Annotated in this window: 21 protein-coding genes and 1 tRNA gene; 12 read left to right on the plus strand and 10 right to left on the minus strand. The window is 65.6% G+C overall.

Annotated elements, in window-relative coordinates; genetic code table 11:
• Positions 1-25: 25 nt before the first annotated feature.
• From KVX96_RS11895 to pdxH, 7 genes are all read right to left on the minus strand, one after another.
• Positions 26-3,712: a vitamin B12-dependent ribonucleotide reductase gene (locus KVX96_RS11895; RefSeq protein WP_261194685.1), complete on the minus strand. Its 3,687-nt coding sequence runs from the start codon at positions 3,710-3,712 to the stop codon at positions 26-28.
• A 443-nt stretch (positions 3,713-4,155) separates the two neighbouring features.
• The gene (locus tag KVX96_RS11900; protein ID WP_261194686.1) at positions 4,156-4,713 is read right to left on the minus strand and encodes a hypothetical protein; all 558 of its coding nucleotides are present in this window, start codon (positions 4,711-4,713) and stop codon (positions 4,156-4,158) included.
• A complete protein-coding gene (locus KVX96_RS11905; protein WP_261194687.1) occupies positions 4,713-4,976 on the minus strand; it encodes a hypothetical protein in 264 nt (87 codons plus the stop codon). The genes KVX96_RS11900 and KVX96_RS11905 overlap by 1 nt, the downstream gene beginning before the upstream one ends.
• Before the next feature lie 125 nt (positions 4,977-5,101).
• Positions 5,102-5,178, minus strand: a tRNA-Pro gene (locus KVX96_RS11910).
• A 63-nt stretch (positions 5,179-5,241) separates the two neighbouring features.
• On the minus strand, positions 5,242-5,724 hold the full coding sequence (locus tag KVX96_RS11915) for a DUF192 domain-containing protein (protein ID WP_261194688.1): 483 nt from the start codon (positions 5,722-5,724) through the stop codon (positions 5,242-5,244).
• Positions 5,721-6,272: a cold-shock protein gene (locus KVX96_RS11920; RefSeq protein ID WP_261194689.1), complete on the minus strand. Its 552-nt coding sequence runs from the start codon at positions 6,270-6,272 to the stop codon at positions 5,721-5,723. Before KVX96_RS11920 ends, KVX96_RS11915 begins: the two co-directional genes overlap by 4 nt.
• Positions 6,273-6,393: 121 nt before the next feature.
• Positions 6,394-6,999, minus strand: coding sequence for a pyridoxamine 5'-phosphate oxidase (pdxH, locus tag KVX96_RS11925; protein ID WP_261194690.1), 606 nt, complete (start codon positions 6,997-6,999; stop codon positions 6,394-6,396).
• Positions 7,000-7,142: 143 nt separating this feature from the next.
• Here pdxH and gpt point away from each other — a divergent pair, with 143 nt between their 5' ends.
• The 4 genes from gpt (at position 7,143) to trpE (ending at position 12,275) form a co-directional block, all read left to right on the plus strand.
• Complete coding sequence (gene gpt / locus KVX96_RS11930) at positions 7,143-7,646, plus strand: xanthine phosphoribosyltransferase (RefSeq protein ID WP_261194691.1); 504 nt, start codon at positions 7,143-7,145, stop codon at positions 7,644-7,646.
• 13 nt (positions 7,647-7,659) lie between these two features.
• Positions 7,660-8,832 (plus strand): aminotransferase, encoded by a 1,173-nt coding sequence (locus KVX96_RS11935; protein WP_261194692.1) that lies wholly within the window; start codon positions 7,660-7,662, stop codon positions 8,830-8,832.
• A gap of 67 nt (positions 8,833-8,899) precedes the next feature.
• A complete protein-coding gene (locus KVX96_RS11940) occupies positions 8,900-10,753 on the plus strand; it encodes a peptidylprolyl isomerase (protein ID WP_261194694.1) in 1,854 nt (617 codons plus the stop codon).
• 10 nt (positions 10,754-10,763) lie between these two features.
• On the plus strand, positions 10,764-12,275 hold the full coding sequence (trpE, locus tag KVX96_RS11945; RefSeq protein ID WP_261194696.1) for an anthranilate synthase component I: 1,512 nt from the start codon (positions 10,764-10,766) through the stop codon (positions 12,273-12,275).
• 124 nt (positions 12,276-12,399) lie between these two features.
• Here the strand turns inward: trpE and KVX96_RS11950 are convergent, their stop codons facing one another.
• Entirely contained in the window at positions 12,400-13,188 is a 789-nt protein-coding gene (locus KVX96_RS11950; RefSeq protein ID WP_261194697.1) for a sulfotransferase, read from the minus strand.
• A 14-nt stretch (positions 13,189-13,202) separates the two neighbouring features.
• Positions 13,203-14,915 carry a divergent polysaccharide deacteylase family protein gene (locus KVX96_RS11955; RefSeq protein WP_261194700.1) on the minus strand — a complete coding sequence of 571 codons (1,713 nt, stop codon included), beginning with the start codon at positions 14,913-14,915 and terminating at the stop codon, positions 13,203-13,205.
• 134 nt (positions 14,916-15,049) lie between these two features.
• On the opposite strand from KVX96_RS11955, the gene KVX96_RS11960 reads away from it, so the two are divergent.
• The 6 genes from KVX96_RS11960 (at position 15,050) to lexA (ending at position 19,962) form a co-directional block, all read left to right on the plus strand.
• Entirely contained in the window at positions 15,050-15,631 is a 582-nt protein-coding gene (locus KVX96_RS11960) for an aminodeoxychorismate/anthranilate synthase component II (RefSeq protein ID WP_261194701.1), read from the plus strand.
• The gene (trpD, locus tag KVX96_RS11965; protein WP_261194702.1) at positions 15,628-16,647 is read left to right on the plus strand and encodes an anthranilate phosphoribosyltransferase; all 1,020 of its coding nucleotides are present in this window, start codon (positions 15,628-15,630) and stop codon (positions 16,645-16,647) included. The genes KVX96_RS11960 and trpD overlap by 4 nt, the downstream gene beginning before the upstream one ends.
• Position 16,648: 1 nt before the next feature.
• The gene (gene trpC, locus KVX96_RS11970) at positions 16,649-17,458 is read left to right on the plus strand and encodes an indole-3-glycerol phosphate synthase TrpC (RefSeq protein ID WP_261194703.1); all 810 of its coding nucleotides are present in this window, start codon (positions 16,649-16,651) and stop codon (positions 17,456-17,458) included.
• A complete protein-coding gene (gene moaC / locus KVX96_RS11975) occupies positions 17,458-17,940 on the plus strand; it encodes a cyclic pyranopterin monophosphate synthase MoaC (protein WP_261194704.1) in 483 nt (160 codons plus the stop codon). The genes trpC and moaC overlap by 1 nt, the downstream gene beginning before the upstream one ends.
• 1 nt (position 17,941) lies before the next feature.
• Positions 17,942-19,126, plus strand: coding sequence for a gephyrin-like molybdotransferase Glp (glp, locus tag KVX96_RS11980; protein WP_261194705.1), 1,185 nt, complete (start codon positions 17,942-17,944; stop codon positions 19,124-19,126).
• Between the two features lie 137 nt (positions 19,127-19,263).
• Positions 19,264-19,962 (plus strand): transcriptional repressor LexA, encoded by a 699-nt coding sequence (gene lexA / locus KVX96_RS11985; protein WP_261194706.1) that lies wholly within the window; start codon positions 19,264-19,266, stop codon positions 19,960-19,962.
• Here the strand turns inward: lexA and KVX96_RS11990 are convergent.
• Positions 19,959-22,046 carry a ComEC/Rec2 family competence protein gene (locus tag KVX96_RS11990; RefSeq protein ID WP_261194707.1) on the minus strand — a complete coding sequence of 696 codons (2,088 nt, stop codon included), beginning with the start codon at positions 22,044-22,046 and terminating at the stop codon, positions 19,959-19,961. The genes lexA and KVX96_RS11990 overlap by 4 nt on opposite strands.
• A gap of 80 nt (positions 22,047-22,126) precedes the next feature.
• On the opposite strand from KVX96_RS11990, the gene gltX reads away from it, so the two are divergent.
• The gene (gene gltX / locus KVX96_RS11995) at positions 22,127-23,533 is read left to right on the plus strand and encodes a glutamate--tRNA ligase (RefSeq protein ID WP_261194708.1); all 1,407 of its coding nucleotides are present in this window, start codon (positions 22,127-22,129) and stop codon (positions 23,531-23,533) included.
• An 89-nt stretch (positions 23,534-23,622) separates the two neighbouring features.
• Complete coding sequence (gene gltA / locus KVX96_RS12000; protein ID WP_261194709.1) at positions 23,623-24,918, plus strand: citrate synthase; 1,296 nt, start codon at positions 23,623-23,625, stop codon at positions 24,916-24,918.
• Positions 24,919-24,974: the final 56 nt, after the last annotated feature.

Here is a 24,974-nt window from a genome sequence, read left to right on the forward strand (position 1 = left end):
CGAGCGCACCCGCCCCGTGAACCTGTTAGGAACAACCGGAGGTCGCCCCGCAGGTGTTGCATTTCATGCAGGTGCCGTTGCGCACCAGCGTGTAGTTCCCGCAATCCCCGCAAGGATCGCCCTCGTAGCCCTGCATCTTGGCTTTGGCCCGCGCGTCCATCGTGGTGACGGAGCCGGTGCTGATCGCGGTCGTTGCCTGCGCGCCACCGCCGGTTTCCGGCACCAGCGTCTGGAGCGCCGCCATCGGGTCCGTCGCGCCGGTCAGCGCCGTCGCGCCCATGCCGCCTTGGAGCACCACCAGATCCTGCGGCACACGCTTGCGCAGGTAGCCCGTGGAGGAGATCTGCTTCAGCACCTCCAGCGACCGCGACGCCGCGCTTTCGCTCAGCTCCTTGAGGTTGGAGACGCCCTCGTCCTCGCCACGGCCGATGTCGTCAAAGGTCGCGCCTTCGGGCTTCACATGGGCCAGATCGGTGCGATCGAGGTAAGAGACAGCCAGCTCGCGGAAGATGTAATCCAGGATCGAGGTGGCGTTCTTGATCGAGTCGTTGCCCTGCACCATGCCGGCGGGTTCGAACTTCGTGAAAGTGAAAGCATCCACGAACTCCTCCAGCGGCACGCCGTATTGCAGGCCCACCGACACCGCGATGGCGAAGTTGTTCATCATCGCCCGGAAGCCAGCGCCTTCCTTGTGCATGTCGATGAAGATCTCACCGAGCGAGCCGTCTTTATATTCGCCGGTTCGCAAGTAGACCTTGTGCCCACCCACGATGGCCTTCTGGGTGTAGCCCTTGCGCCGCTCGGGCATCTTCTCCCGCTGGCTCTTGGCGATTTCCTTGACGATGATCTTCTCGACGACCTTCTCGGCCAGCACCGCCGCCTTCTCCTGCATGGAGCCGGTGGCCAGCACCTCTTCGGCCTCCTCGTCGTCTTCCACCAGCGCTGCTGCCAGCGGCTGGCTCAGCTTGGAGCCGTCACGGTAGAGCGCGTTGGCCTTGATGCCGAGGGACCAGGAGAGCTCATAGGCCTTCTGGCAATCCTCGATGGTGGCATCATTGGGCATGTTGATCGTCTTGGAGATCGCGCCGGAAATGAAGCTCTGCGCGGCCGCCATCATGTGGATGTGGCTGTCCACGCTCAGGAAGCGCTTGCCCTTCTTGCCGCAGGGGTTGGCGCAATCGAAGACGGCGTAATGCTCTTCCTTCAGATGCGGCGCGCCCTCGAGCGTCATTGTCCCACAGACGTGATCATTGGCCGCCTCGATCTCGGCGCGGGCAAAGCCCAAGTGGCGCAGAAGGTCGAAGCTCGGGTCGTTCAGCTTGGCCGCCGGGATACCCAGCGTCTTGGTGCAGAACTCCTCGCCCAGCGTCCACTGGTTGAAGACGAAGCGGATGTCAAAAGCCGTCGGCAGGGCCTTTTCGATCTTGTCGATTTCCGCCTGACCAAAACCATGGCCCACCAGTGAGGTGTGGTTGATCCCCGGCGCATTGCCCAGCGAGGCATGGCCGACGGCGTAGGAAACGATCTCTTCGATCTGGGAGGATGTATAGCCGAGCGTCTCCAGCGCCGCCGGGACCGACCGGTTGATGATCTTGAAGTAGCCACCCCCGGCCAGTTTCTTGAACTTCACCAGCGCGAAATCTGGCTCGATCCCGGTGGTGTCGCAATCCATCACGAGGCCGATCGTGCCGGTGGGCGCGATCACTGTGGATTGGGCGTTGCGGTAGCCGTGCAGCTCGCCCTGCGTCAGCGCCTTGTCCCAGGTACGCTTGGCGATCTCCACGAGGCGTGCATCGGGGCAGTTGGCGTGATCGAGCGGCACCGGCTTCACGGCCAGTTCTTCATAGCCGTCCGTCTTGCCATAGGCGGCGGCGCGGTGGTTGCGCATCACCCGCAGCATGTGCTCGGCGTTGCGCTCATAGCCCGCGAAAGCGCCCAGTTCCGAGGCGATCTCGGCGGAGGTCGCGTAGGCTTCGCCCGTCATGATCGCGGTCAGAGCACCAGCCAGCGCCCGGCCCTCATCGGAGTCGTAAGACAGGCCCATGTTCATCAGCAGCCCGCCGATGTTGGCGTAGCCAAGCCCCAGCGTGCGGAAATCGTAAGACAGCTGCGCGATTTCCTTGGAGGGGAACTGCGCCATCGTCACCGAGATTTCCAGCGTCAGCGTCCAGAGCCGCGTGGCGTGGATGTAGTCCTCCACCTGGAACACACCGTCCTTGTAGAAGGTCAGCAGGTTCATCGAGGCCAAGTTACAGGCCGTGTCGTCGAGGAACATGTATTCCGAGCAGGGGTTGGAGCCCCGGATCGCGCCATCTTCCGGGCAGGTGTGCCAGGCGTTGACGGTGTCGTGGAACTGGATGCCCGGATCGGCACAGGCCCAGGCCGCGTGGCCCACCTGCTCCCAGAGGTCGCGTGCCTTGATCGTCTTGGCGATCTTGCCGTCGGTGCGGCGGATCAGCTCCCAATCGGCATCGTCTTTCACGGCCTTCAGGAAGGAGTCCGTCACGCGGATCGAGTTGTTGGAGTTCTGGCCCGAAACAGAGGAATAGGCCTCGGAGTCCCAATCGGTGTTGTAGGTCGGGAATTCGATGCTGTCGTAGCCCTGCTTGGCATAATCCAGCACGCGCTTGATGTATGTTTCCGGAATAGAAACAGACTTCGCGTCTTTCACGGCCGCCTTCAGCGCGTCGTTCACCTTCGGCTCATAGGCGTCCTCGGCGGTGCCATCCCAGCTGCGGATCGCTTTGAAAATGCCGTTGAGCTTCTGCTCGTGCATCTTGGAGCCCGCGACGATGCTCGCCACTTTCTGCTCTTCGATGACCTTCCAGTTGATGAATTCCTCGATGTCCGGGTGGTCGGCATCCACGATCACCATCTTCGCGGCGCGCCGCGTGGTGCCGCCGGATTTGATCGCGCCTGCTGCGCGGTCGCCGATCTTCAGGAAGCCCATGAGGCCCGAGGAGCGCCCGCCACCGGAGAGGCTTTCGCCTTCGGCCCGCAGGGAAGAGAAGTTGGTGCCGGTGCCGGAGCCATATTTGAACAGCCGTGCTTCGCGCACCCAGAGATCCATGATGCCGCCGTCGTTCACCAGATCGTCGCCGACGGACTGGATGAAGCAGGCGTGGGGCTGCGGATGCTCGTAGGAGGATTTGGATTTCGTCAGCTTGCCGGATTTGTAGTCGACGTAGTAGTGCCCCTGCCCCGGGCCATCGATGCCGTAGGCCCAATGCAGGCCGGTGTTGAACCACTGCGGGGAGTTCGGCGCGGCGCGCTGGGTGGCGAGCATGTAACGCATTTCGTCGAAATAGGCGCGGGCGTCCTCTTCGGTGGTGAAGTAGCCGCCCTTCCAGCCCCAATAGGCCCAGGCCCCGGCGAGGCGATCAAACACCTGCTTGGCGGAGGTTTCCCCGCCGATGCGCTCCTCTTCGGGAAGCTCGCTCAGCGCGGCCTCATCGGCCACCGAGCGCCACAGGAACTCCGGCACGTCCTTTTCGCGCACCTGTTTCAGACGCGCCGGAACCCCTGCCTTGCGGAAGTATTTCTGCGCAATCACATCGGAGGCCACCTGGCTCCAGCGGCTCGGAACTTCCATCTCCGGCAGGCTGAAGACGACGGTGCCGTCAGGGTTGCGGATCTCGGAAGAGGTGATGGTGAAAGTGAGCGCGGCGTATGCGTCCTTGCCGGCCTCGGTGAACTGACGTTCGATCTTCATGCGGTCTGCCCCGTGTGTCCCTACGATTCCCGCGGCGAAGACTTCTCCGTCCCTGCCCCGCGATCCCATCCGGCCTTTTGGTTGGCACAAACACACGCTATCGATTGCTTTGCGCTATCGAGTGCCTCCCTTGGGGAAGGCGTCTGGTCTGTCAGCGAGTGCTCTTTATGTGCCGCCACTAAATGTTGTGGGTGTTAGCGCCGGTTCCCACAAACTGACGTATTTTCCGGGGGAAGGTCAACGGAAATTTTGCACCTCAGCTTCGGTTTTTTCCGTTGACGCCGCAGCGTTTTTTCATGCCGCAGCGGCACAGAAGAAAAGGGCGGCCGTCTGGCGTGCATGTGCAGAAACTCGAAAAAACTTCCTTCCGTCAACAGCCTGCGGGGCGCGGTTGAAACACCACGCCCCGCGCCAGAGCCGACTCGCTGCACGTTCAGATGTGTCTATTGATAGATCCGAAGCGCGCTAACGCTCCCATGGGCCACAACCTGCGAGGAAACCTCCCCCTGAGGCACCGTTCCGCTCGAAGGCACCATCATATAGTGGCCGATATCGCTTCCGGCCCACGTCGGCAATTCATTGACGCTCTCATCCACTCCGACGCGCACACCGTTCCAAAGCGCAGAAACCCGCGCCGTGCTTGCCATGTTCACTTCAATGAAGAGGGTACCATATCCCGCGACCGTGCCCGGTGGCGCGACCACCGCCGCAGCCCCGTTGTCGGGCAGCGTGCCCCCCGCGCCAGCCCGGGCCACAAAACTACCGTCGGCGCGAAAGCCGATATAGAGCCCGATCACACTGCCTCCTATTTCGCAGATCACCCCCCCGGCGCTTCCATCGAGCCCTGAGAAAGTAATGGCCATCGCAACATCTGAAGCCCTATCAAGAGTGGTGCCATCCACGACGCTGGGCGCAGGTAGCTCGATCAGCGGTGAACGGCCCAGCTCGGGATCAAAGGGAAGGCTTTGGGCGCCGGGGCCGATCTCACTGCCCGGCTGCATCACCGCAGCCCCCGGATCCCGGTTGCGCTTGTGCCGCTCGCCCAGACCCGGCGGACGCGAATCGGGAAGGCCCCTCCAGCGGCGAGAAAGAGCGTCGCCGTGCTGCCGTCCACGGTGGTGACGTGTAGCGTGCCGGACGTGGCCACGTTGACCGCGCGCGTCACATAGGCGAGATCCCCCGCGTCATCCGGCGTGATCTCCTCGATTGCGGTCAGCGGGCTCTCCAGGCCGACGGTTAAATCGGAAAACTTGTCCTCGGGCATCAGCGGCTCCTTGCTTGGCTGTCTCCATCGCGCCCAAGAGTGTGAAGCAAAGATGAATCCGCGCTGAACGCGGCGCGCGCAGGTGCAGAGAGCAGCCCGGATATCCAAGGATATTCAAAGGAAGATGGTCGGGACGGCAAGATTCGAACTTGCGACCTACGGTACCCAAAACCGTCGCGCTACCAGGCTGCGCTACGCCCCGACTGGCGCGGTTCTAGCGAGGGGGGCCCGGATTGAAAAGAGCGAAAACGCTCGGCAAGAAGGTTCAGCAAGGCCAGGCGGCGGTTTGGGCCGGGATCGACGGGTGGCGCAGTTCCGCCCCCGGGGCGATGCCAATGGCCTTGGCCAGCCCGCCGTTGATCTCCAGCACGAACTGGATGTCCTTGCCGCCCGGAATGGCCGTCAGATCGCCGGGCACCGCGTTGCTGTGCACGTGGCGCACCGTGCCATCGGCGGCGGCGAAGATCATGTCCAGCGGGATCAGGGTGTTCTTCATCCAGAAGGCCACGGATTGCGGTTTTTCATAGACAAACAGCATCCCCGCACCCGAGGCCATGCTCTCGCGGAACATCAGCCCCTGTGCGCGGCTCTCCGGTGTGTCCACCACCTCGACCGTGAAGCGCCCGGTGCCGAAATCGCCCCGAAGCTCCAGCAGATCGGCGCGGCAGGCCTCGGCCATGGCCGGGCCTGCGACAGCAGCCAGAACCAGCCCAAGTACCTGTGCGCGCACCCGGGCCAGAAATCTCATTCCGTCACGTCCGATCCCGCGCCTGTGCGCGCGGCAGCCTCCCAGGAGGCGACATGCGTGGCCATCCGGCCGCGTTTGCCCTCCACAACCCGCAGGCTCACCGCCTCGCCGGGCTGCAGATCCGCAAGGCCCGAGCGCCGCAGCACCTCGACATGAACGAAGACATCATCGGTGCAGCCGAAGATGTTGGCAAAGCCGAAGCCCTTGGATTTGTCGAACCATTTCACCCGCGCAGGGCACAAGGGCTCCGCTTCGAGCGCGTCGGTGTCGAAACCGGCGAGATCCTCAAGAATGGGTTGCCCATCGCCCACCGGCGGCGCGATGCTCAGCACCTCCACCGCCTGCGTGCCACGATCCGTCTCCTGCACCATCACCGTGATCTGCGCGAGATCGGCCACTGAGCTCTGGCCGAAGTTGCGCAGCACATTGGCGTGCAGAAGAATGTCAGGCCCCCCATGTTCGGACACCACGAAGCCGAACCCCTTGCCGGGGTCAAACCACTTCACGTGCCCTTGGACCAGATGTCCCAGGTTTTTTTGTTCAGTCATCCCCATACGCCTAAGTTAAGCGTTTATATTTCCTGCCCGCCCCTATCTGTGCCACAGTTTGGAGATGTTTCAAGGTTAAATTATTTCGGCTCCCGAAAAGCCGGGCGACCGTTGCACAGGTTCACGGGTTGAGCCGTTCCACCTGCCAGCCTGCGTTTTCGGGCGTCTTTACCCAGCGAAAGCGATCGTGCAGGCGGAACGCGCCATCGGCCCAGAACTCGATCTCCACCGGCCGAATGCGAAAGCCGCCCCAGAACGGCGGGCGCGGCGGGTTGGCCCCCTTCTCCGCTGTAATCTTTGCAACTTTTGCCATCAGGCTCGCGCGGGAGGCCAGCGGCGCGGATTGATCCGAGGCCCAGGCCCCGAGCCGGCTCTTGAGCGACCGCGAGGCATAATAGGCATCGGCCTGCGGCCCCTCCTCACGCTCCACATGGCCGCGCACGCGGATCTGGCGGCGCAGGGATTTCCAATGCATCACGAAAGCGGCCTTGCCCGCGGCTTCGATCTCGGCGGCCTTTACGCTGTTGTAATTGGTGTAGAAAACAAAAGCGTCAGCCTCGATGTCCTTCAGCAGCACCATGCGTGCATTGGGCATGCCGTCTGCATCCACCGTGGAAAGCGCGATGGCGTTGGGATCGTTCAGCTCGCTCTCTTCCGCCTCGGCCAGCCAGCTGCGCGCGATCTCGAACGGATCACTGCCGGCGAATTTCCCGCTTCTGTCGGACATGGCTCTTGCTCCCTCGGCCAGCTGCATCGCGCCATATCTAGCGCCGCGTCCTGCGCCCTGCCACTGCAAAGCGCGCGAAAACTGCGTGGACGCAAACCGCCTGCCCGTGGTAACGCAGCCCCTAAAGAACGGGGACAGATGACATGACCGACAGACTACCGCACGAAAAAGGCTTTCACATCAGCTGGGATCAGATCCACCGGGATTCCCGCGCGCTGGCGTGGCGGCTCGATGGGCAGGGCCCGGATGAGGGCGCATGGAAGGCCATCGTGGCGATCACGCGCGGCGGCATGGCACCGGCGATGATCGTGGCGCGCGAGCTGGATGTGCGGGTGATCGACACGATCTCGGTGAAATCCTACGACAAGCAGAACCGCATGGAGGCCAAGGTGCTCAAAGCGCCCGACGCCGAGCTGATGGGCGATGGCACCGGCATCCTGATCGTGGACGATCTGGTGGATTCCGGCAAAACGCTCGAACTGGTGCGCGAGCTCTATCCCAACGCCCATTTCGCCACCGTCTACGCCAAACCCAAGGGCCGCCCGATGGTGGATACCTTCATCACCGAGGTGAGCCAGGACACCTGGATCTTCTTCCCGTGGGATATGGCGCTGCAATACGTCGAACCCTATCGCGGCACCGACTGAGGCCCGCGAAGCGATGCGCCTCAATCCCCGCTTCGCCGAGACAACGCCGCCGCCCGTGATGGAGGCGCGGCGCTGGCTGGAAGGCGTCAGCTTCCCGCCGGAGCGCCCGCTGCTGAATGTCTCGCAGGCTGCGCCGGTGGATCCGCCGCCCCAAGGGCTGCGCGAGGCGCTGGCCGAGGCCGTGCTGAGCGAGGATGCCGCGCATCTCTATGGCCCGGTTCTGGGCCTTCCCGAGCTGCGCGCCGAAGTGGCCAGCCAGTGGTCCGAGACCTACGGCGGCACGATTGCGCCGGAGCAGGTCGCCATTACGTCGGGCTGCAATCAGGCTTTCGTGGCCGCGATGAGCACGCTGGCCGGAGCCGGGGATGAAGTCATCCTGCCAACGCCCTGGTATTTCAACCATAAAATGTGGCTCGACATGCAGGGCGTGCGCACGGTGCCACTGGCCACCGGCGCGGGCCTGCTGCCCGATGCGGACGCGGCGGCAGCGCTGATCACGCCGCGCACCCGGGCCATCGTGCTGGTCACGCCCAACAATCCGGGCGGCGCGGAATATCCGGCCGATCTGGTCCGGACGTTCTTCGAACTGGCCCGCGCACGCGGCATCGCCCTGATCGTGGATGAAACCTACCGCGATTTCGACAGCCGCTCCGGCGCGCCCCATGATCTGTTCTCCGATCCCGATTGGACCGACACGCTGATCCAGCTCTATTCCTTCTCCAAGGCCTATCGCCTCACCGGCCACCGCGTCGGCGCGATGGTGGCCGCGCCTGCGCGGCTGATGGAAGTGGAGAAATTCCTCGACACCGTCGCTATCTGCCCTAACCAGCTGGGCCAACGCGGCGCACTCTGGGGAATGCGCAACCTGCGCCAGTGGCTTGCCGGCGAGCGGGCCGAGATCCTTGCCCGCCGCGCCGCGATCGAGGACGGCTTCCCCCGGCTGGAGGGCTGGAAACTTCTGGGCTGCGGTGCCTATTTCGCTTATGCCGAGCACCCGTTTGCGATGGCCTCGGACGATCTCGCCCGCGCTCTGGTGCGCGACGCGGGCGTGCTTTTGCTGCCCGGCACGATGTTCATGCCGGCAGGCGATCCCGCTGGCCGCCGCCAGCTGCGCATCGCCTTCGCCAACATTGATGCAACCGGCATCGACGCGCTGTTTTCCCGGCTGGAAAGCATCACGTTCTAAGCCTTGCCCCTGCCGGGGCGAGGCAATAAACATCCCTGACGAAACATCACAGCGAGGCGGCCACAACATGGCGAGCGGAACCAAGGGCAAGGCGTCCAATTTCTTTGTCTGGATCATTCTGGTCCTTCTGATCATCGGCCTTGCCGGCTTCGGCGTGACGAATTTCGGCGGCTCGGTGAATTCCGTCGCCGCCGTGGGCGACACCGAGATCGAGATCAACGATTACGCCCGCGAGCTGCAAGCCGAGCTGCGCGCCTTCGAGGCCCAGACGGGCCAGCCCATGACGCTCGCCCAAGCCACCGCCTTCGGGGTGGATCGCGCCGTCATGCAGCGCCTGCTGTCCCGCGCCGCGCTGGAGGAAGAATCCCGCCGCGTCGGCCTGTCTGTCGGTGATGAGGTCGTGGCGCGCGAGCTGCTGCAGATCCCCGCGTTTCAGGGCCTGAACGGGGAGTTTGACCGCGAAGCCTATGCCTTCACCCTGCGCCAGTCCGGGTTGAACGAGAAGGAATTCGAAGAAAACCTGCGCACCGACACGGCCGCCGCGCTGCTGCAGGCCGCCGTGGTGAACGGCGTCGCCGCGCCCGAGGCGCTCACCGATGCGATCCTGTCCTATGTCTCCGAGCAGCGCAGCTTCGAGCTGATCCGCGTCACCCCGGCCGATATGGTCACTGCCGCCGTGGAACCCACCGACGAAGAGCTGCGCGCCCACTACGCCAAGAACGAACCCGCCTACACGCTGCCTGAGCGCAAGAAGATCACCTACGCCTGGGTCACGCCCGACATGCTGCTGGACACCGTGGAGGTGGACGAAGAGGCCCTGCGCGCGCTCTACGCCGAACGCGCCGACCAATACCAGCGCCCGGAGCGCCGCCTCGTGGAACGGCTCGTCTTCGCCGATGAGGCCGCCGCACAGGCCGCCATGGATCGCTTCAACGCCAATGAAGCCACCTTTGAGGAACTCGTCGCCGAGCGCGGCCTCGCGCTGGCCGACATCGATCTGGGCGACATCACTCGCGACGATCTGGGCAACGAGGCCGCGGAAGCGCTCTTCGGCCTGATCGCGCCGGGCGTCGTGGGCCCGCTGCCCTCTTCGCTCGGGCCGGCGCTCTACCGGATGAACGCCATCCTCGCCGCGCAGGAAACCAGCTTTGAAGACGCGCGCGAGGATATGCGCGCCGAGTTCGCCGCCGACCGCGCCCGCCGCGTGATCCTCGACAGCGCCTCCGGCATTGACGATCTGCTCGCCGGTGGCGCGACGCTGGAAGAGCTGGCCGCGGAGACCGATCTGGAGCTTGGCACCATCGACTACTCGATCGACTCTGAGGGCGGCATCGCTGCCTATCAGGCCTTCGCGGAAGCCGCCCGCGCGGTCCAGCAAGGCGATTTCCCAGAGGTCGTGGAACTGGAAGACGGCGGCCTCTTCGCCCTACGCCTTGACGCGGTCGAGCCCCCCACCCTGCAGCCTTTCGAGGACGTGGAGGATCTGGTCTACACCGACTACAAGCGCGCGCTGGAAAACCGCCAGCTGGCGGAACTCGCTGAGGGCCTCGCCCCGCGCTTCACCGGTGCCGCCACGGCCGAAGATCTGGGCTTCACCGCCACGCTGGAAGAGGGCCTCACGCGCGACGCCTTCCTCAACGTCTCTGCCGCCGATCTAATGCCCCGCGTCTTCGAGCTTGCGCTCGGGGAAACCGCTGCGCTCTCCGGCACGGGCGAGGCCTATGTGATCAAGCTCACCGCGATCACCCCGCCGGATCTCGCTGACGCCTCCGTCACCGCCCTGCGCGATGCGCTCAACGCCCAGAGCAGCGAGGCGATTGCGCAGGATCTGCTGGCCGCCTTCATCGGCGCCGTGCAGGCCGATGCGGGCATCGCTCTCAATCAGGCCGCCGTCAACGCGGTCCACGCCCAGTTCCCGTAAGGCCGGTTTCATGTCGCTCACGCCAAGTTTCGAGGCCTTCGAGGCCGGCTATGCCGCAGGCCGCAGCCAGGTTGTCTACACCCGGCTCGCTGCCGATCTGGACACGCCGGTGTCGCTGATGCTCAAGCTCGCCGAGGCCCGCAAGGACAGCTTCATGCTGGAAAGCGTCACCGGCGGCGAGGTGCGCGGGCGCTATTCCATCGTCGGCATGAAGCCGGATCTGATCTGGGAATGCCGCGGCCAGAGCAGCCGCCTGAACCGGCAGGCCCGCTTTGATCGCGACGCCTTCGAGGATGTGCCGGGCGATCCGCTCGCCGCCCTGCGCGCGCTGATCGATGAGAGCCGCATCGACATGCCCGATGAGCTTCCGGCCGCGGCCGCAGGCCTCTTCGGCTATCTCGGCTACGACATGATCCGGCTGGTGGAGCACCTGCCCAACGTGAACCCCGATCCCATCGGCGTGCCGGACGCAATCCTGACGCGCCCCTCGGTGGTGGCCGTGCTCGACGGCGTGAAAGGCGAGGTGACCATCGTGTCGCCTGCCTTCGCAGGCTCCGGGCTTTCGGCCCGCGCCGCCTATGCCCAAGCCGCCGAGCGCGTGATGGACGCCGTGCGCGATCTGGAGCGTCAGGCCGCCGGCGAAAGCCGCAGCCTCGGCACCGAGGCTGAGCTGGGCGCAATCACCTCGAATTTCAGCAAACAGGGCTACATGGAGGCCGTCGAGAAGGCGAAGGAGTATATCCGCGCCGGGGACATCTTCCAAGTCGTGCCCGCGCAGCGCTGGACTCAAGCTTTCCCCCTGCCCCCCTTCGCGCTCTACCGCAGCTTGCGGCGCACCAACCCCTCGCCCTTCATGTTCTTCTTCAACTTCGGCGACTTCCAGGTGGTGGGCGCAAGCCCCGAAATTCTCGTGCGCGTCTTTGACCGCGAGGTCACGATCCGCCCGATCGCGGGCACCCGCCCCCGTGGCGCAACGCCCGAGGAAGACCGCGCGCTGGAGGCCGATCTGCTGGCCGACAAGAAGGAACTGGCCGAGCACCTCATGCTGCTCGATCTGGGCCGCAACGACGTGGGCCGCGTGGCGAAAGTCGGCACCGTGCGCCCGACGGAAGAATTCATCGTCGAGCACTACAGCCACGTGATGCACATCGTCTCCAACGTGGTGGGCGAACTGGCCGAAGATCAGGACGCGCTCTCGGCCTTCTTTGCCGGCATGCCCGCGGGCACCGTCTCCGGCGCACCCAAAGTGCGCGCGATGGAGATCATCGACGAGTTGGAGCCCGAGAAGCGCGGCGTCTACGGCGGCGGCTGCGGCTACTTCGGTGCCAACGGCGACATGGACATGTGCATCGCCCTGCGCACTGCCGTGCTGAAGGACGAAAAACTCTACATCCAGGCCGGCGGCGGCGTTGTCTACGACAGCGATCCGGAAGCCGAGTACATGGAAACCGTCAACAAATCCAAGGCGATCAAAAAGGCCGCCGAGGATGCCGGCCTCTTCACGAACTTTGGCAACAGCTGACCAATAACACCTTAGAGCGGGGCTCTGCCCCGCACCCCGGGATATTTTGGGTCAGAAGAAGGGGCCCCACTTTGTTCTGTAAATATCTCGGGGGAGACGCTGAAGGCGGCGGGGGCAGAGCCCCCTAATCCGCGTAGCCAAGCGCGGTGAGCAGGCTGTCATCAAGCTGCGCCCGAGCCAGGCGCGCCATGCTTTCTTCGAGTTTGTCCCAGGGGGAGCCGGACAAGTAGCGCTGCCGGTAGGCGGCGAAATCCTCGCGCTCCGCCTTCGCGGAGGCCTGCGGGGCGGAGAGCGAGGCAACTTCTATCCCCAACCGGCCACAGGCCGCGCCCATATGGCCTTCGAAATCAGCGAGCAGATCTTCGTAGCGCAGCAGTGTGGCGTTCGGGGTCGCGTTCACGAAACGCAGGTAGCTGCGCGCCTTTCGGCTCCAGAGGTCCAGCGGCGACTCAAGGATGACCGGGCCAAGGCCATCGCGCCCGAGGGTGATCCAGGGCGCGGTGAGGAACGCTTCCAGATCGGCGCGGGGGGGCAGGAGATCGTGGTAAGGGTTGCGGTACAGCGAGAGCAGGAAATGCACCGGGTGTTTGACCACCAGTACGAAGGCGGTTTGTGAAAACCGCGCGTCCGCCTGCAGAGTTTGCGGGCGGATCGCTGTATGTTTCCACCCCATGAAATCGCGCCCGTGTTTTGCAAACAGCCGGTCGAACATCGCCTCCCGCGCCACGGATTGTGCGGCTTCGGGCAGGCGCTCCAGCCGCTCGAAGAAGGCTGGCGGGCAGTGGGTCAGCAGAAATTCCCGATGGTGGATCAGCGTGGCCTGACCCTCCTTTGGGGCGTTTTCAAGAAAGAACGTCTCCAGCCAGTTGGTGCCGCAGTTGCGCTCGCCAAAGACCTTGATGAACGCCGCCACGGCCCGCTTCCCGCCTAGAGCCCCGAGAGCACCGCCGACACCGGCGCGAGTGCCACGCCGGAGGAGCGGTCGTCCAGCACCCATTCCACCAGCGCCTTGATCGTATCGGCGCGGGTGTGGCCCACCATCACCACATGCCCCTCCTGCGCGGCCTTGAAGGCGGCGCGGTTGAGGTAACGCTTCATGGTGGGGATGGACTGTCCATCGGCATCAAAGGTTCGGAAGACAAGCGCCGCCGGCACGCCCTGCCGTTCAGCGATTTGCTGCGCGGCGTTGAGGCCGCGCGGCGTGCTGAGCATCCCCTGCCCATTCGCCCGCGCGATCGCCACAAGCTGCTGCAGGATGGCGCGATCCCCGGACGCGCCCTGCGCCCCGGTTTCAAACAGCGCCACCGCTTCCGGCACCCGCTGGCGGAAGGCTTCCATCGCGATCTCGACTTCCGAAGGCTCCACCCCTTGCGGGAACTCGGTGAGCAGCACCACCTCGAAGCCGGCGGCGCGGTAATCATAGGCGGCGGCGGCGGCATCGGGGCGCGTGGCATCCACGGCGAAGGCCAGCGGCACCGGGAAGCCCGCGAAAGCGGCCGGATCCACCGCGCCGGAGCCATCATCGATCAGCACCACGGCCATGCGCGGCAGGGTCGGATCGTCTTCAAAAGGTTCGGCAAAGGCCTGCAACGCGGGCAGCCCTTCGGCGGGGGCCAGCACGGCGGCTGGCTCGGTGGTTTCCTCCTCCGCCTCGGGCTCGGCCTGCGGCGCGCCACCGATGGTGGGCAGCCGGTTGGTGCGCACTTGCGGGGCGAGATTGGCCATGCCCTCCACCGGCACGCGGATCGGGCTGTCGGCCACATCGCCGGGGGCCTCGGGCGCTTGCGGCGCGGCAGGCTGGCGCGGGCTGTCCGCGCCCCCGAGCGGGGCGGCGGGGCGGCCAGGCATGGCGGCGGGCTCCGGGCGGTCCAGCAGCGCCAGCCTGTCGGCGGCAGGCGCTGTATCCTCTCCGGTGTCGGGCAGCGCGGGAGACGCGCCGCTGTCCGGGGCTTGCGCCAGCGTGCCGGTGTCGGGCGGCGCATCCGTACCCGTGTTCGCCGTGGCCGGGGCCAAGGCCTCGGGTGCCTGCACCGCGACAGGGCCTGCGCCGCCTTCGCTTGGAGCCTGCGGGGCATCTGCCACCGTGCCCGGCGCGGGGTCTGCCGGGGGGGCGAGCGCCTCGGCGCTGCGCACCGGGGCCGGTTGGGCCGGGGCTTCGGCGCTTTGGGGCACGTCCAGCGGCGTGTCGGCTGCCGGGGCGGAGGGGAGCGGGCCTTCGCTGGCTTTGGCCGCGGCTTCGCTGCCTGCGGGCGTTTGCGGAGCTATCGGAGCGGCCCCGCCCTCGCTGCCGGCTGGCGCTTGCAGCGCGCTGGCGGTGTCTGGCGTTTCGGGTCGCCCGAGGCTCTCGGTGGTGTCCGGGGAAAGCTGTGCCGTTTCAGGGCTTTGCGGGGCGGCAACGGCCTGAGGCGTAGGTGCTGCGGCTGGCTCGGCAGCGCTTTGCGCACTGTCGCCCGCGCCGCCAAGCCCGGCCTGCGCGCCTTCGTCCGGCGCCGCCACTTCCCCGGCGGGGCGTTCGATCGCCCCCACCGGCGCGCTTGGCGCGCTCAGCAGCCGTACATCGCTCAGCACAAGGAAAAGCCCGGCGATCACCGCTGATACAACCACGCCCCAGAACACGCCTTCCAGCAATCCGCGCAGCACCCGAGCCTCCGTTATGTTATTGCCTGCATTCAAAAAGGATGTTGCCGGTTCGGGCCTTGACCCTCCCCCATCACTCTGAGCATGTATAACCGCAGAAATTCCCGGGTTCACCCCCATTTGATGAAAGCGCCGCCATGCTGCTCCTGATCGATAATTACGACAGCTTTACCTATAATCTTGTCCATTATCTGGGCGAGCTGGGCGCGGAAGTCGTGGTGAAGCGCAACGACGCGCTGAACGTGCAGGAGGCTATGGCGCTGAATCCGGAAGCGATTCTGCTCTCACCCGGCCCCTGCGATCCTTCGCAAGCCGGGATCTGCCTCGCGCTCACGCAGGCCGCTGCCGAAACCGAGACGCCGCTGATGGGGGTCTGCCTCGGGCATCAGACCATCGGCGAGGCCTTCGGCGGCAAGGTGGTGCGCTGCCATGAGATCGTGCACGGGAAGATGGGCACCATGCATCACGACGCGACAGGCGTCTTTGCCGGGCTGCCCTCGCCCTTTGAGGCCACGCGTTATCACTCGCTGGTGGTGGAACGCGAAAGCCTGCCCGACTGCCTTGAGGTGAACGCCTGGCTGGACGACGGCACCATCATGGGCCTGCGCCACAAGGAGCTTCCCATCCACGGCGTGCAATTCCATCCCGAAAGCATCCGCAGCGAGCATGGCCATGCCCTGCTGCGCAACTTCCTGAATACGGTGAAAGTCCCCGCATGAGCGATGCTATCAAACCGCTGATCGGGGCTGCCGCCGACCGGCCCCTGACCCGTGCCGAGGCCGAAACGGCCTTCCAGATCCTGTTTGACGGCGAAGCCACGCCCAGCCAGATCGGCGGCTTGCTGATGGCGCTGCGCACGCGCGGCGAAACGGTTGAGGAATATGCCGCCGCCGCCGCCGTGATGCGCGCCAAATGCAACGCGGTGCGCGCGCCCGAGGGCGCGATGGACATCGTGGGCACCGGCGGCGATGGCAAGGGCACGCTCAACATCTCCACCGCCACCGCCTTCGTTGTGGCAGGCGCGGGCGTGACGGTCGCCAAACACGGCAACCGCAATCTGTCGTCCAAATCGGGCGCGGCGGACGCGCTTTCGCAGATGGGCATCAACGTGATGGTCGGCCCCGCCGTGGTGGAGCGCGCGATCAACGAGGTCGGCATCGGCTTCATGATGGCCCCGATGCACCACCCCGCGATTGCCCATGTTATGCCCACCCGGCAGGAGCTCGGCACCCGCACGATTTTCAACATTCTTGGCCCCCTCACCAATCCGGCGGGCGTGAAACGCCAGCTAACGGGCGCGTTTTCCAAGGCGCTGATCCGCCCGATGGCTGAAACCCTGCTGCAGCTGGGCTCCGACGCCGCATGGCTCGTACATGGCTCTGACGGCACCGACGAGCTGGCGATTTCCGGGGTGAGTTGGGTCAGCGCGATCGAGAACGGCGCGGTGCGCGATTTCGAGATCTCGCCCGAGGACGCCGGCCTGCCCGAACACCCGTTCGAGGAGATCCTTGGCGGCAGCCCCGAGCACAATGCCCGCGCTTTCGCTGCCCTGCTGGAGGGCGAGCAAAGCGCCTACCGCGACGCGGTTCTGCTGAATGCATCGGCCGCGCTCACCGTGGCGGGCCGCGCGAAGTCTCTCCCCGAAGGGGTTGAAATGGCACGGGAAAGCATTGATGCGGGCCGTGCCAAACAGAAAATCGCCGCCCTGGCCAAACTGACATCGGAGGCCGCGTAACATGGCGACCGTTCTGGACAAGATCAAAGCCTACAAGCTCGAAGAAGTCGCCGCCCGCAAGGCCGAGCGCTCGCTCACCGAAGTAGAGGCGATGGCGCGCATGGCCCCGCCCACGCGCGGCTTTGCCGAGGCGCTGCTGCGCGATGCCAATGGTGGCTACGGGCTGATCGCGGAAGTCAAAAAGGCCAGCCCTTCCAAAGGGTTGATCCGCGCCGATTTCGATCCACCCGCGCTGGCCAAAGCCTATGAGGCAGGCGGGGCGTCCTGCCTGTCCGTGCTGACCGATACGCCCTCCTTTCAGGGCGCGGATGAATTCCTGACCGCCGCGCGCGACGCCACGCATCTGCCCGCCCTGCGCAAGGATTTCATGTATGACGTCTATCAGGTCGCCGAGGCGCGCGCGCTGCATGCCGATTGCATCCTGATCATCATGGCCAGCGTCTCGGACGCGCAGGCGCAGGAGCTTGAATCCGCCGCGTTTGAGTGGGGCATGGACGTGTTGATCGAAGTGCACGACGAGGAAGAGTTGGAGCGCGCCGCAGCACTAAAATCCCCGCTCATGGGCATCAACAACCGCAATCTGAAGACGTTCGAAACAAGCCTCGACACCACCCGCCGCCTTGCGAAACTCGTGCCGATGGATCGCACCATCGTCGCCGAAAGCGGGCTGTCCACCCCGGCCGATCTGGCCGAACTGGCCCGCTACGGCGCGCGTTGCTTCCTGATCGGCGAAAGCCTGATGCGGCAGGAGGATGTGGCGCAGGCCACCAAGGATCTGCTGGCGAACCCGCTGGTTGCCGGGGGCATGTAATGGCGGAAGGCGGCAAGCTCACCCATTTCGACGGCAAGGGCGACGCCCATATGGTGGACGTTTCCGACAAGCCCGTCACGGCGCGGATCGCCGTGGCTGCAGGCGCGGTGAAGATGCAGCCCGAAACCCTTGCGATGATCACCGAGGGGCGCGCCAAGAAGGGCGATGTTCTGGGCGTCGCGCGGCTCGCCGGCATTATGGGCGCCAAGAAAACCGCCGACCTGATCCCGCTCTGCCACCCGCTTCCGATCACCAAGGTCGCGCTGGAGTTCACCCCCGATGAGGCGCTGCCCGGCGTGCGCATCGAGGCCACGGTGAAGACGGGCGGGCAGACAGGCGTGGAGATGGAAGCGCTCACCGCTGTCACCACCGCCGCCCTCACGCTCTATGACATGGTGAAGGCCGTGGAGAAGAGCATGGAGATCACCGACATCCGGCTCGTTCTGAAAGACGGCGGGAAATCAGGCCGTTACGAGGCCTAGGATGATCACCGTCGAGGAGGCCCTTGCCCATGTGCTGTCCCTCGTCGCCCCGCTTGAGGCGGAACCCACACCCCTGATCGAGGCCGCTGGCCGCGTGCTGGCCGCGCCCGTCGTGGCGCAGCGCAACCAGCCGCCCTTTCCTTCGTCGGCGATGGATGGCTACGCCGTGGCGGCTGCTGAAGTAGCGCCGGGCGATCGCTTCACCGTGATCGGCGAAAGCGCGGCAGGCCATGGGTTTGCGGGCCAGCTTGCGGAAGGCCAAGCCGTGCGCATCTTTACCGGCGCGCCGGTGCCCGAGGGCGGACAACGGATCGTCATACAGGAAGATGTGCGCCGCGAGGGTGATCAGATCACTGTAGGCGAAACCCCCGACACCGCCGCCTATATCCGCCCCGCAGGCGGCGATTTTGCCGTGGGCCATGCCCTGCCCGCCCCCCGCGTGCTCTCGCCCACCGATCTCTCGCTGATCGCGGCGATGAACTGCCCCGTGGTGCAGGCCACCCGTCGCCCCGTGGTGGCGCTGATCGCCACCGGCGACGAGCTTGTGATGCCCGGCGAGGCCCCGTTACCCGACCAGATCATCGCCTCCAACAGCTTCGCCCTGAAGGCGCTGTTTGAGGCCCATGGCGCCGAAGTCCGCCTGCTGCCAATAGCGCGGGACACGCGCGAGTCGCTCACCACGGTTTTCGGCCTCACGGAAGGCGCCGACCTGATCGTGACGACCGGCGGCGCTTCCGTCGGCGATCATGATCTGGTGGGGGACGTGGCCCAGTCGCTCGGGATGGAACGCGCCTTTTACAAGGTCGCCATGCGGCCCGGAAAGCCGCTGATGGCCGGGCGCATGGGTGCGGCTGCCATGGTTGGCCTGCCGGGAAACCCGGTGTCCTCCATCGTCTGTGCGCGGATTTTCGTGGTGCCGATGCTGCGCAAGATGCTGGGCCTGCCCTTTGGCCCCGTGCCACGCCGCACCGCGACGCTGGCGGTGGATATCGGCACGAACGGCCCGCGCGAGCACTACATGCGCGCCCGCATCGAAGACGGACGCATCACGCCCTTTGACCGGCAGGATTCCTCCCTGCTCACCATCCTGTCGTCGGCCAATTGCCTGATGGTGCGCGCACCCGGTGAAGGCCCGCTTAAGGCGGGCAGCCCGGTGGACTACATCGCCTTTGGCGCGAGTGATTGACACAAAACAAGAACAACGGTAGAACATGTGCCGAACGCGCCTGAAAGGTGTGGGGTATTGGCCGGGGCAACCGGCGCTGTTTTGCGCCGTGCATCGGTTCGATACGCCCCGCCGCGCGCCAACGGAGGACCGAGCATATGTTGACGAAAAAGCAGCTCGAACTGCTGGAATTCATCCACACCCGCGTCCAGAAAGACGGCGTGCCGCCCTCTTTCGACGAGATGAAAGAAGCGCTGAACCTGCGCTCCAAATCGGGCATCCACCGGCTGATCACGGCGCTGGAAGAGCGCGGCTTCATCCGCAGGCTGGCCCATAAGGCCCGCGCGCTTGAAATCGTGAAGCTGCCGGAAGCGATGGAAAAGAAAGGCTTTTCGCCCCGCGTGGTGGAAGGCGGCGCGCCTGCACCTGCACCGGCGCAACCGGCGGCAAGCCAGCCCGTGAGCAGCGCCGAGGTGATCGATCTGCCGATGATGGGCCGCATCGCCGCCGGCACCCCGATCGAAGCGATCAGCGAAGTCGAACATCACGTCTCGGTGCCCGGGCAGATGCTGTCGGGCAAGGGCGCGCATTACGCGCTTGAAGTCAAAGGCGATTCCATGATCGAGGCCGGGATCAACAACGGCGACATCGTGGTCATCCGCGAAACCTCCACGGCGGAGAACGGCGATATCGTCGTGGCGCTGGTGGAAGGCTATGAGGCGACGCTCAAGCGCTTCCGCCGCCGGGGCAACATGATCGCGCTGGAAGCCGCGAACCCGGCCTATGAAACCCGCGTGCTGCCGGAAGGCCAGGTCACGGTTCAGGGCCGCCTTGTCGGGCTGATCCGTACCTACTAACGGCTCTGGCCGCCCTGCCAAGGGCGGCGCGCGCCAGGGCGGTAGGTGGGCCGCACACGCCAGCCGCCGGGGGCCTCTGCCTCTGGGTAAAGCGCCAGCGCTCCGGTTTGGCGCAAGTCGGCCAGATCGATGAGGTGGCACTGCGCTTCAAGCCCGGCGCGCTGCTCTGGCTCCAACACATCGGCCACGACCACCCAATCCGCCGCCGCGCAGGTCGTGGGCAGCGCAGCCAGCGCTCTCTTACCGGACACCAGCGCAAAGCGCGTCTTCTCAGCCTGCCAGAAGCCTTGTCCATCAGGCGCAAGCCGGTCTGCGGCTTCGGCCTGCGTGTCGGCATCGCCATCGTTTTCAAGCCAGCTTTCAGCCACGAATCCCGCCCCGCGCGGCTTGCTTAAGGCGCGGCCCTCTGACGTGAGGAGACCCAGCAGGCGGCCATCGTCGGCGATCAGCACCGCGGGGCGCTCCACGGTGACCCAAAGGCCAAAGGCGGCGCAGAGGGGCACTAGCCCCAACCAGCGCGCCCGCCCCTGCCAGAGGATGACGAAAAGCGCACCAACGGCCAGCAGGGGCAGCGTGCCCTCCGGCGGCGAGGGGACCAGCCGCACCGCGCCCTCCAAGCCCGAGACCCTCTGCGCAACGAAGAGGATCCAGCGCGCGCCGAGCCCCATCAGCCAGAGCCCCAGCCCCGCGCCGCCCAGCGGGGCCAGTACCGCCGCGAGCACCGCGCCCGGCATCACGACAAGCCCCATCACCGGCACCGCCAGCAGGTTGGCCACCAGCCCGTAGTGGGCGATCTGGTTGAAATGCGCCGCCGCGAAAGGGGCCGTCGCCAGCCCGGCCACGAAAGAGGACACAAAAAGCGCCACCGCGCCGCGCGCCAATCCGTGCGCGGGCCAGACGGGCGCATCGCGCAGGGCTGAAAACACGGCCACCAGTGCCACCGTCGCCGCGAAAGACATCTGGAACCCCGGCGCAGCGAGCGTGTCGGGGCGCAGCAGGAGCAGAATCAGCGCCGCCACGGCCACCGCGCGTAAGGTTATCGCGCGCCGGTCCAGAAGCACCGCGCCGAACATCACCGCCACCATCACGAAGGCCCGCTGCGTGGCGACGCTACCGCCTGACAGCATCAGGTAGAAGCCCCCTGCAGAAAGCGCCACGGCGGCAGCCAGTTTGCGCGTGGGCCAACGCATCGCGAAGGCAGGTGAGAGGCTCATCGCGCTCCAGCAGGTGGCGAAAACAACGCCCGTGAGCATCCCCATATGCAGCCCCGAAATCGCCAGCAGATGCGCAAGGTTTGAACGCCTCAGCGCCTCCAGCGCGCCCACCGAGATATAGCTGCGCTCGCCGGTAAGCACGGCGGCGGCAAAGGCACCCGGATCACCCGCAACACGCGCCGTAGCGGCCTGCGCGATGCGCAGCCGCAGGCGTTGCAGCTTGAGCCAAAGCGTCGGCGGCGGGTCCGACAGCCGCAGCACCGACGTGCGGGTATAGCCCACCGCGCCAAGACGCTCAAAAAAGGCCATACGGCGGAAATCAAAGCCTGCGGGCTCCACCGGGCCGGAGGGCGGCGCGAGATGGCCCGTCAGCATCACCACGCGCCCCGGCACAAGTTCGGTAAACCCCTGATCGCCATGCAGCGAGACCCGCACCCGCGCAGGCACGCGCGCCGGGTCCATCCGCGAAAGCCAGACCTGATCCAGCGTGATCCGTGGCACCTCGCTGTGGGAGCGATCGACCTCGATGATGCGGCCCGTGACCGGCCCGTAATAGCGAAACCCCAACACAGGCTCCGCCACGGATGCAGCCCGAATTGCGCCGACCAATCCGCCAAGAAAAACCAGCGCCAGAAGGCAGAGAACGGGGGCCGCGAGAGGCCGCCGCTCGGCCAAAGCCGCCAACAGCAGCGCCAGCGCCGCCGCCACGGCCAGTGCGGTGAGCCCGGGCTCCCGCAGAAGCGCGAAATAGCCCCCGATCCCGGCGGCCAAGGCAACCGGCGCCCAGTCAAACGCATGGGGCCGCTGCAGGGCCAGCGCCGCCCCCAGCGTCACGCGCAGATCCTGCAGGGGGCGCGGCAGGCGCGGCACTTGTCCTCCCTTTCCGGCGCCTCTAAAACACCGTCAACAGAGCTACCCCATTCCTGGTTTCCGAAAGGTTAACACCCGTCATGTCCGAGCGTCCGGTCGTCACCCGTTTTGCCCCCTCGCCCACCGGCTACCTGCACATCGGCGGCGCGCGCACGGCGCTGTTCAACTGGCTCTATGCCCGTGGCCGGGGCGGCAAGTTCCTGCTGCGCATCGAAGACACCGACCGCGCCCGCTCCACACCGGAAGCCACCGCCGCCATCGGCCGCGGCATGGCCTGGCTGGGGCTGGATTACGACGGAGAGGCAGTGAGCCAGTTCGCCCGCGCCGACCGCCACGCCGAAGTCGCGCGCGAGATGCTCGCCAAGGGCCACGCCTACAAATGCTTCGCCTCGCGAGAAGAGATCGCCGCCTTCCGCGAAGCCGCCCGCGCCGAGGGCCGCTCCACGCTCTACCAAAGCCCCTGGCGGGACGCCGATCCCGCAACCCACCCGGACGCGCCCTACGCGATCCGCCTGCGCGCCCCGCGCGAGGGCGAAACCGTGATCCAGGACGAGGTGCAGGGCACCGTCACCTTCCGCAACGACCAGCTCGACGACATGATCCTGCTGCGCTCCGATGGCACGCCCACCTATATGCTCGCCGTCGTGGTGGACGATCAGGACATGGGTGTCACCCATGTGATCCGGGGCGATGACCACCTCAACAACGCCGCCCGCCAGAGCCAGATCTACAAGGCCATGGGTTGGGAGCTGCCGGTTTACGCGCATATCCCCCTGATCCACGGGCCGGATGGCAAGAAGCTCTCCAAACGCCACGGCGCTCTTGGGGTGGAAGAATACCAGGCCATGGGCTATCCGGCCGCCGGCATGCGCAACTACCTGGCCCGCCTGGGCTGGAGCCACGGCGATGACGAGTTCTTCACCACCGAACAGGCGCTCGCCTGGTTCGATCTCTCCGGAATCGGCAAATCTCCGGCCCGGCTCGACTTCAAGAAACTCGAGAATCTCTGCGGCCAGCATATTGCCGTGACGGAAGATGCTGCACTGCTGCAAGAACTGGAGGCTTTCCTTGAAGTCACCGGCCAGCCTGCCCTCACGGACGCACAGCGCGACGGGATGACGCGCGGCATGTACTGCCTGAAGGAACGCGCGAAGACATTCCCGGAGCTTATTGAAAAAGCAGCCTTTATTCTGACGGACCGCCCGTTGCAGCCAGAGGAGAAAGCCGCGAAATCCCTTGATCCGGTATCCCGTGGTATACTGAAAGAATTGACGCCGCAGTTGCAAAATGCTAGCTGGGAGCGCAACACGCTGGAGGAGCTGATGGGCGCCTTTGCCGAGGCTCAAGGGACGAAGTTCGGCAAGCTGGCCGCCCCCCTGCGCGCCGCCCTCGCGGGCCGCGCGGTAACCCCCAGCGTTTTCGACATGATGCTCGTTCTGGGCCGCGATGAGAGCGTGGCCCGTATCAACGACGCCGCACAGGGGTAAAGGCGTACCGCCACAGGCGCGCCTTCTCCCAAAGAAGCCTGGCCGCCCCGGCGCTTGCCGGCAGGGGCCCATTGCCAAGAGGGTACAGAATGTCTGACACGAAAAAGACGGCGACGCTGAGCATCGGCGACAAGACGCTGGAACTGCCGATCCATACGCCGACCGCTGGTCCGGATGTGATCGACATCCGCCGTCTCTACGCCGATGGCGGCGTTTTCACCTATGACCCGGGGTTCACCTCCACCGCCGCCTGCGAATCCACCATCACCTTCATCGACGGCGACAAGGGCGAGCTTCTGCACCGCGGCTACCCGATCGATCAACTGGCCGGCAAATCCCACTTCCTCGAAGTCTGCTACCTGCTGCTCTACGGCGAGCTGCCCTCCGCTGCCCAGCTCGAGGATTTCGAAAGCCGGGTGACGAACCACACGATGCTGCACGAGCAGATGCAGTATTTCTTCCGGGGCTTCCGCCGCGACGCGCACCCGATGGCCACGATGGTGGGCGTGGTTGGCGCGATGAGCGCCTTCTACCACGATTCCACCGACATCGCCGATCCCTGGCAGCGCGAGGTCGCCTCGATCCGCCTGATCGCCAAAATGCCGACGATCGCCGCCTGGGCCTATAAATACTCGATCGGCCAGCCCTTCGTGTACCCACGCAACGATCTGGACTACGCCTCCAACTTCCTGCGCATGTGCTTTGCCGTTCCGGCCGAAGATTACGAGGTCAACCCGATCCTGAGCCGCGCGATGGACCGGATCTTTACGCTGCACGCCGACCACGAGCAGAACGCCTCCACCTCCACGGTGCGTCTGGCGTCTTCCTCCGGCGCCAACCCCTTTGCCTGTATCGCCGCCGGCATCGCCTGCCTCTGGGGCCCCGCCCACGGCGGCGCCAACCAGGCCTGCCTCGAGATGCTGCGCGAAATCGGCACCGTGGACCGCATCCCCGAGTTCATCGAACGCGCCAAGGACAAGAACGATCCCTTCCGCCTGATGGGCTTCGGTCACCGCGTCTACAAGAACTTCGACCCGCGCGCCAAGGTGATGAAACAGAGCGCCGACGAGGTGCTGGAACTGCTCGGCGTGGAAAACAACCCCACCCTGCAGGTCGCCAAGGAGCTGGAAGCCGCCGCGCTGGCCGATCCTTACTTCGCCGAGAAGAAACTCTTCCCGAACGTGGATTTCTACTCCGGCATCATCCTCGAGGCGATGGGCTTCCCGACCGAGATGTTCACCCCGATCTTCGCGCTCTCGCGCACTGTGGGCTGGATCTCCCAATGGAAAGAGCAGATCTCCGATCCCGGCCTCAAGATCGGCCGCCCGCGCCAGCTCTACACCGGCGAAACCCTGCGCGACTACGTCAACGTGGAAGATCGCTGAGGCTCAAGACGCCGCAGCAAACACAAAAGGGCCGCATCACGCGGCCCTTTTCTTTT

The sequence above is a fragment of the Pseudoruegeria sp. SHC-113 genome (assembly GCF_025376885.1).
Classification (GTDB): domain Bacteria; phylum Pseudomonadota; class Alphaproteobacteria; order Rhodobacterales; family Rhodobacteraceae; genus Pseudoruegeria.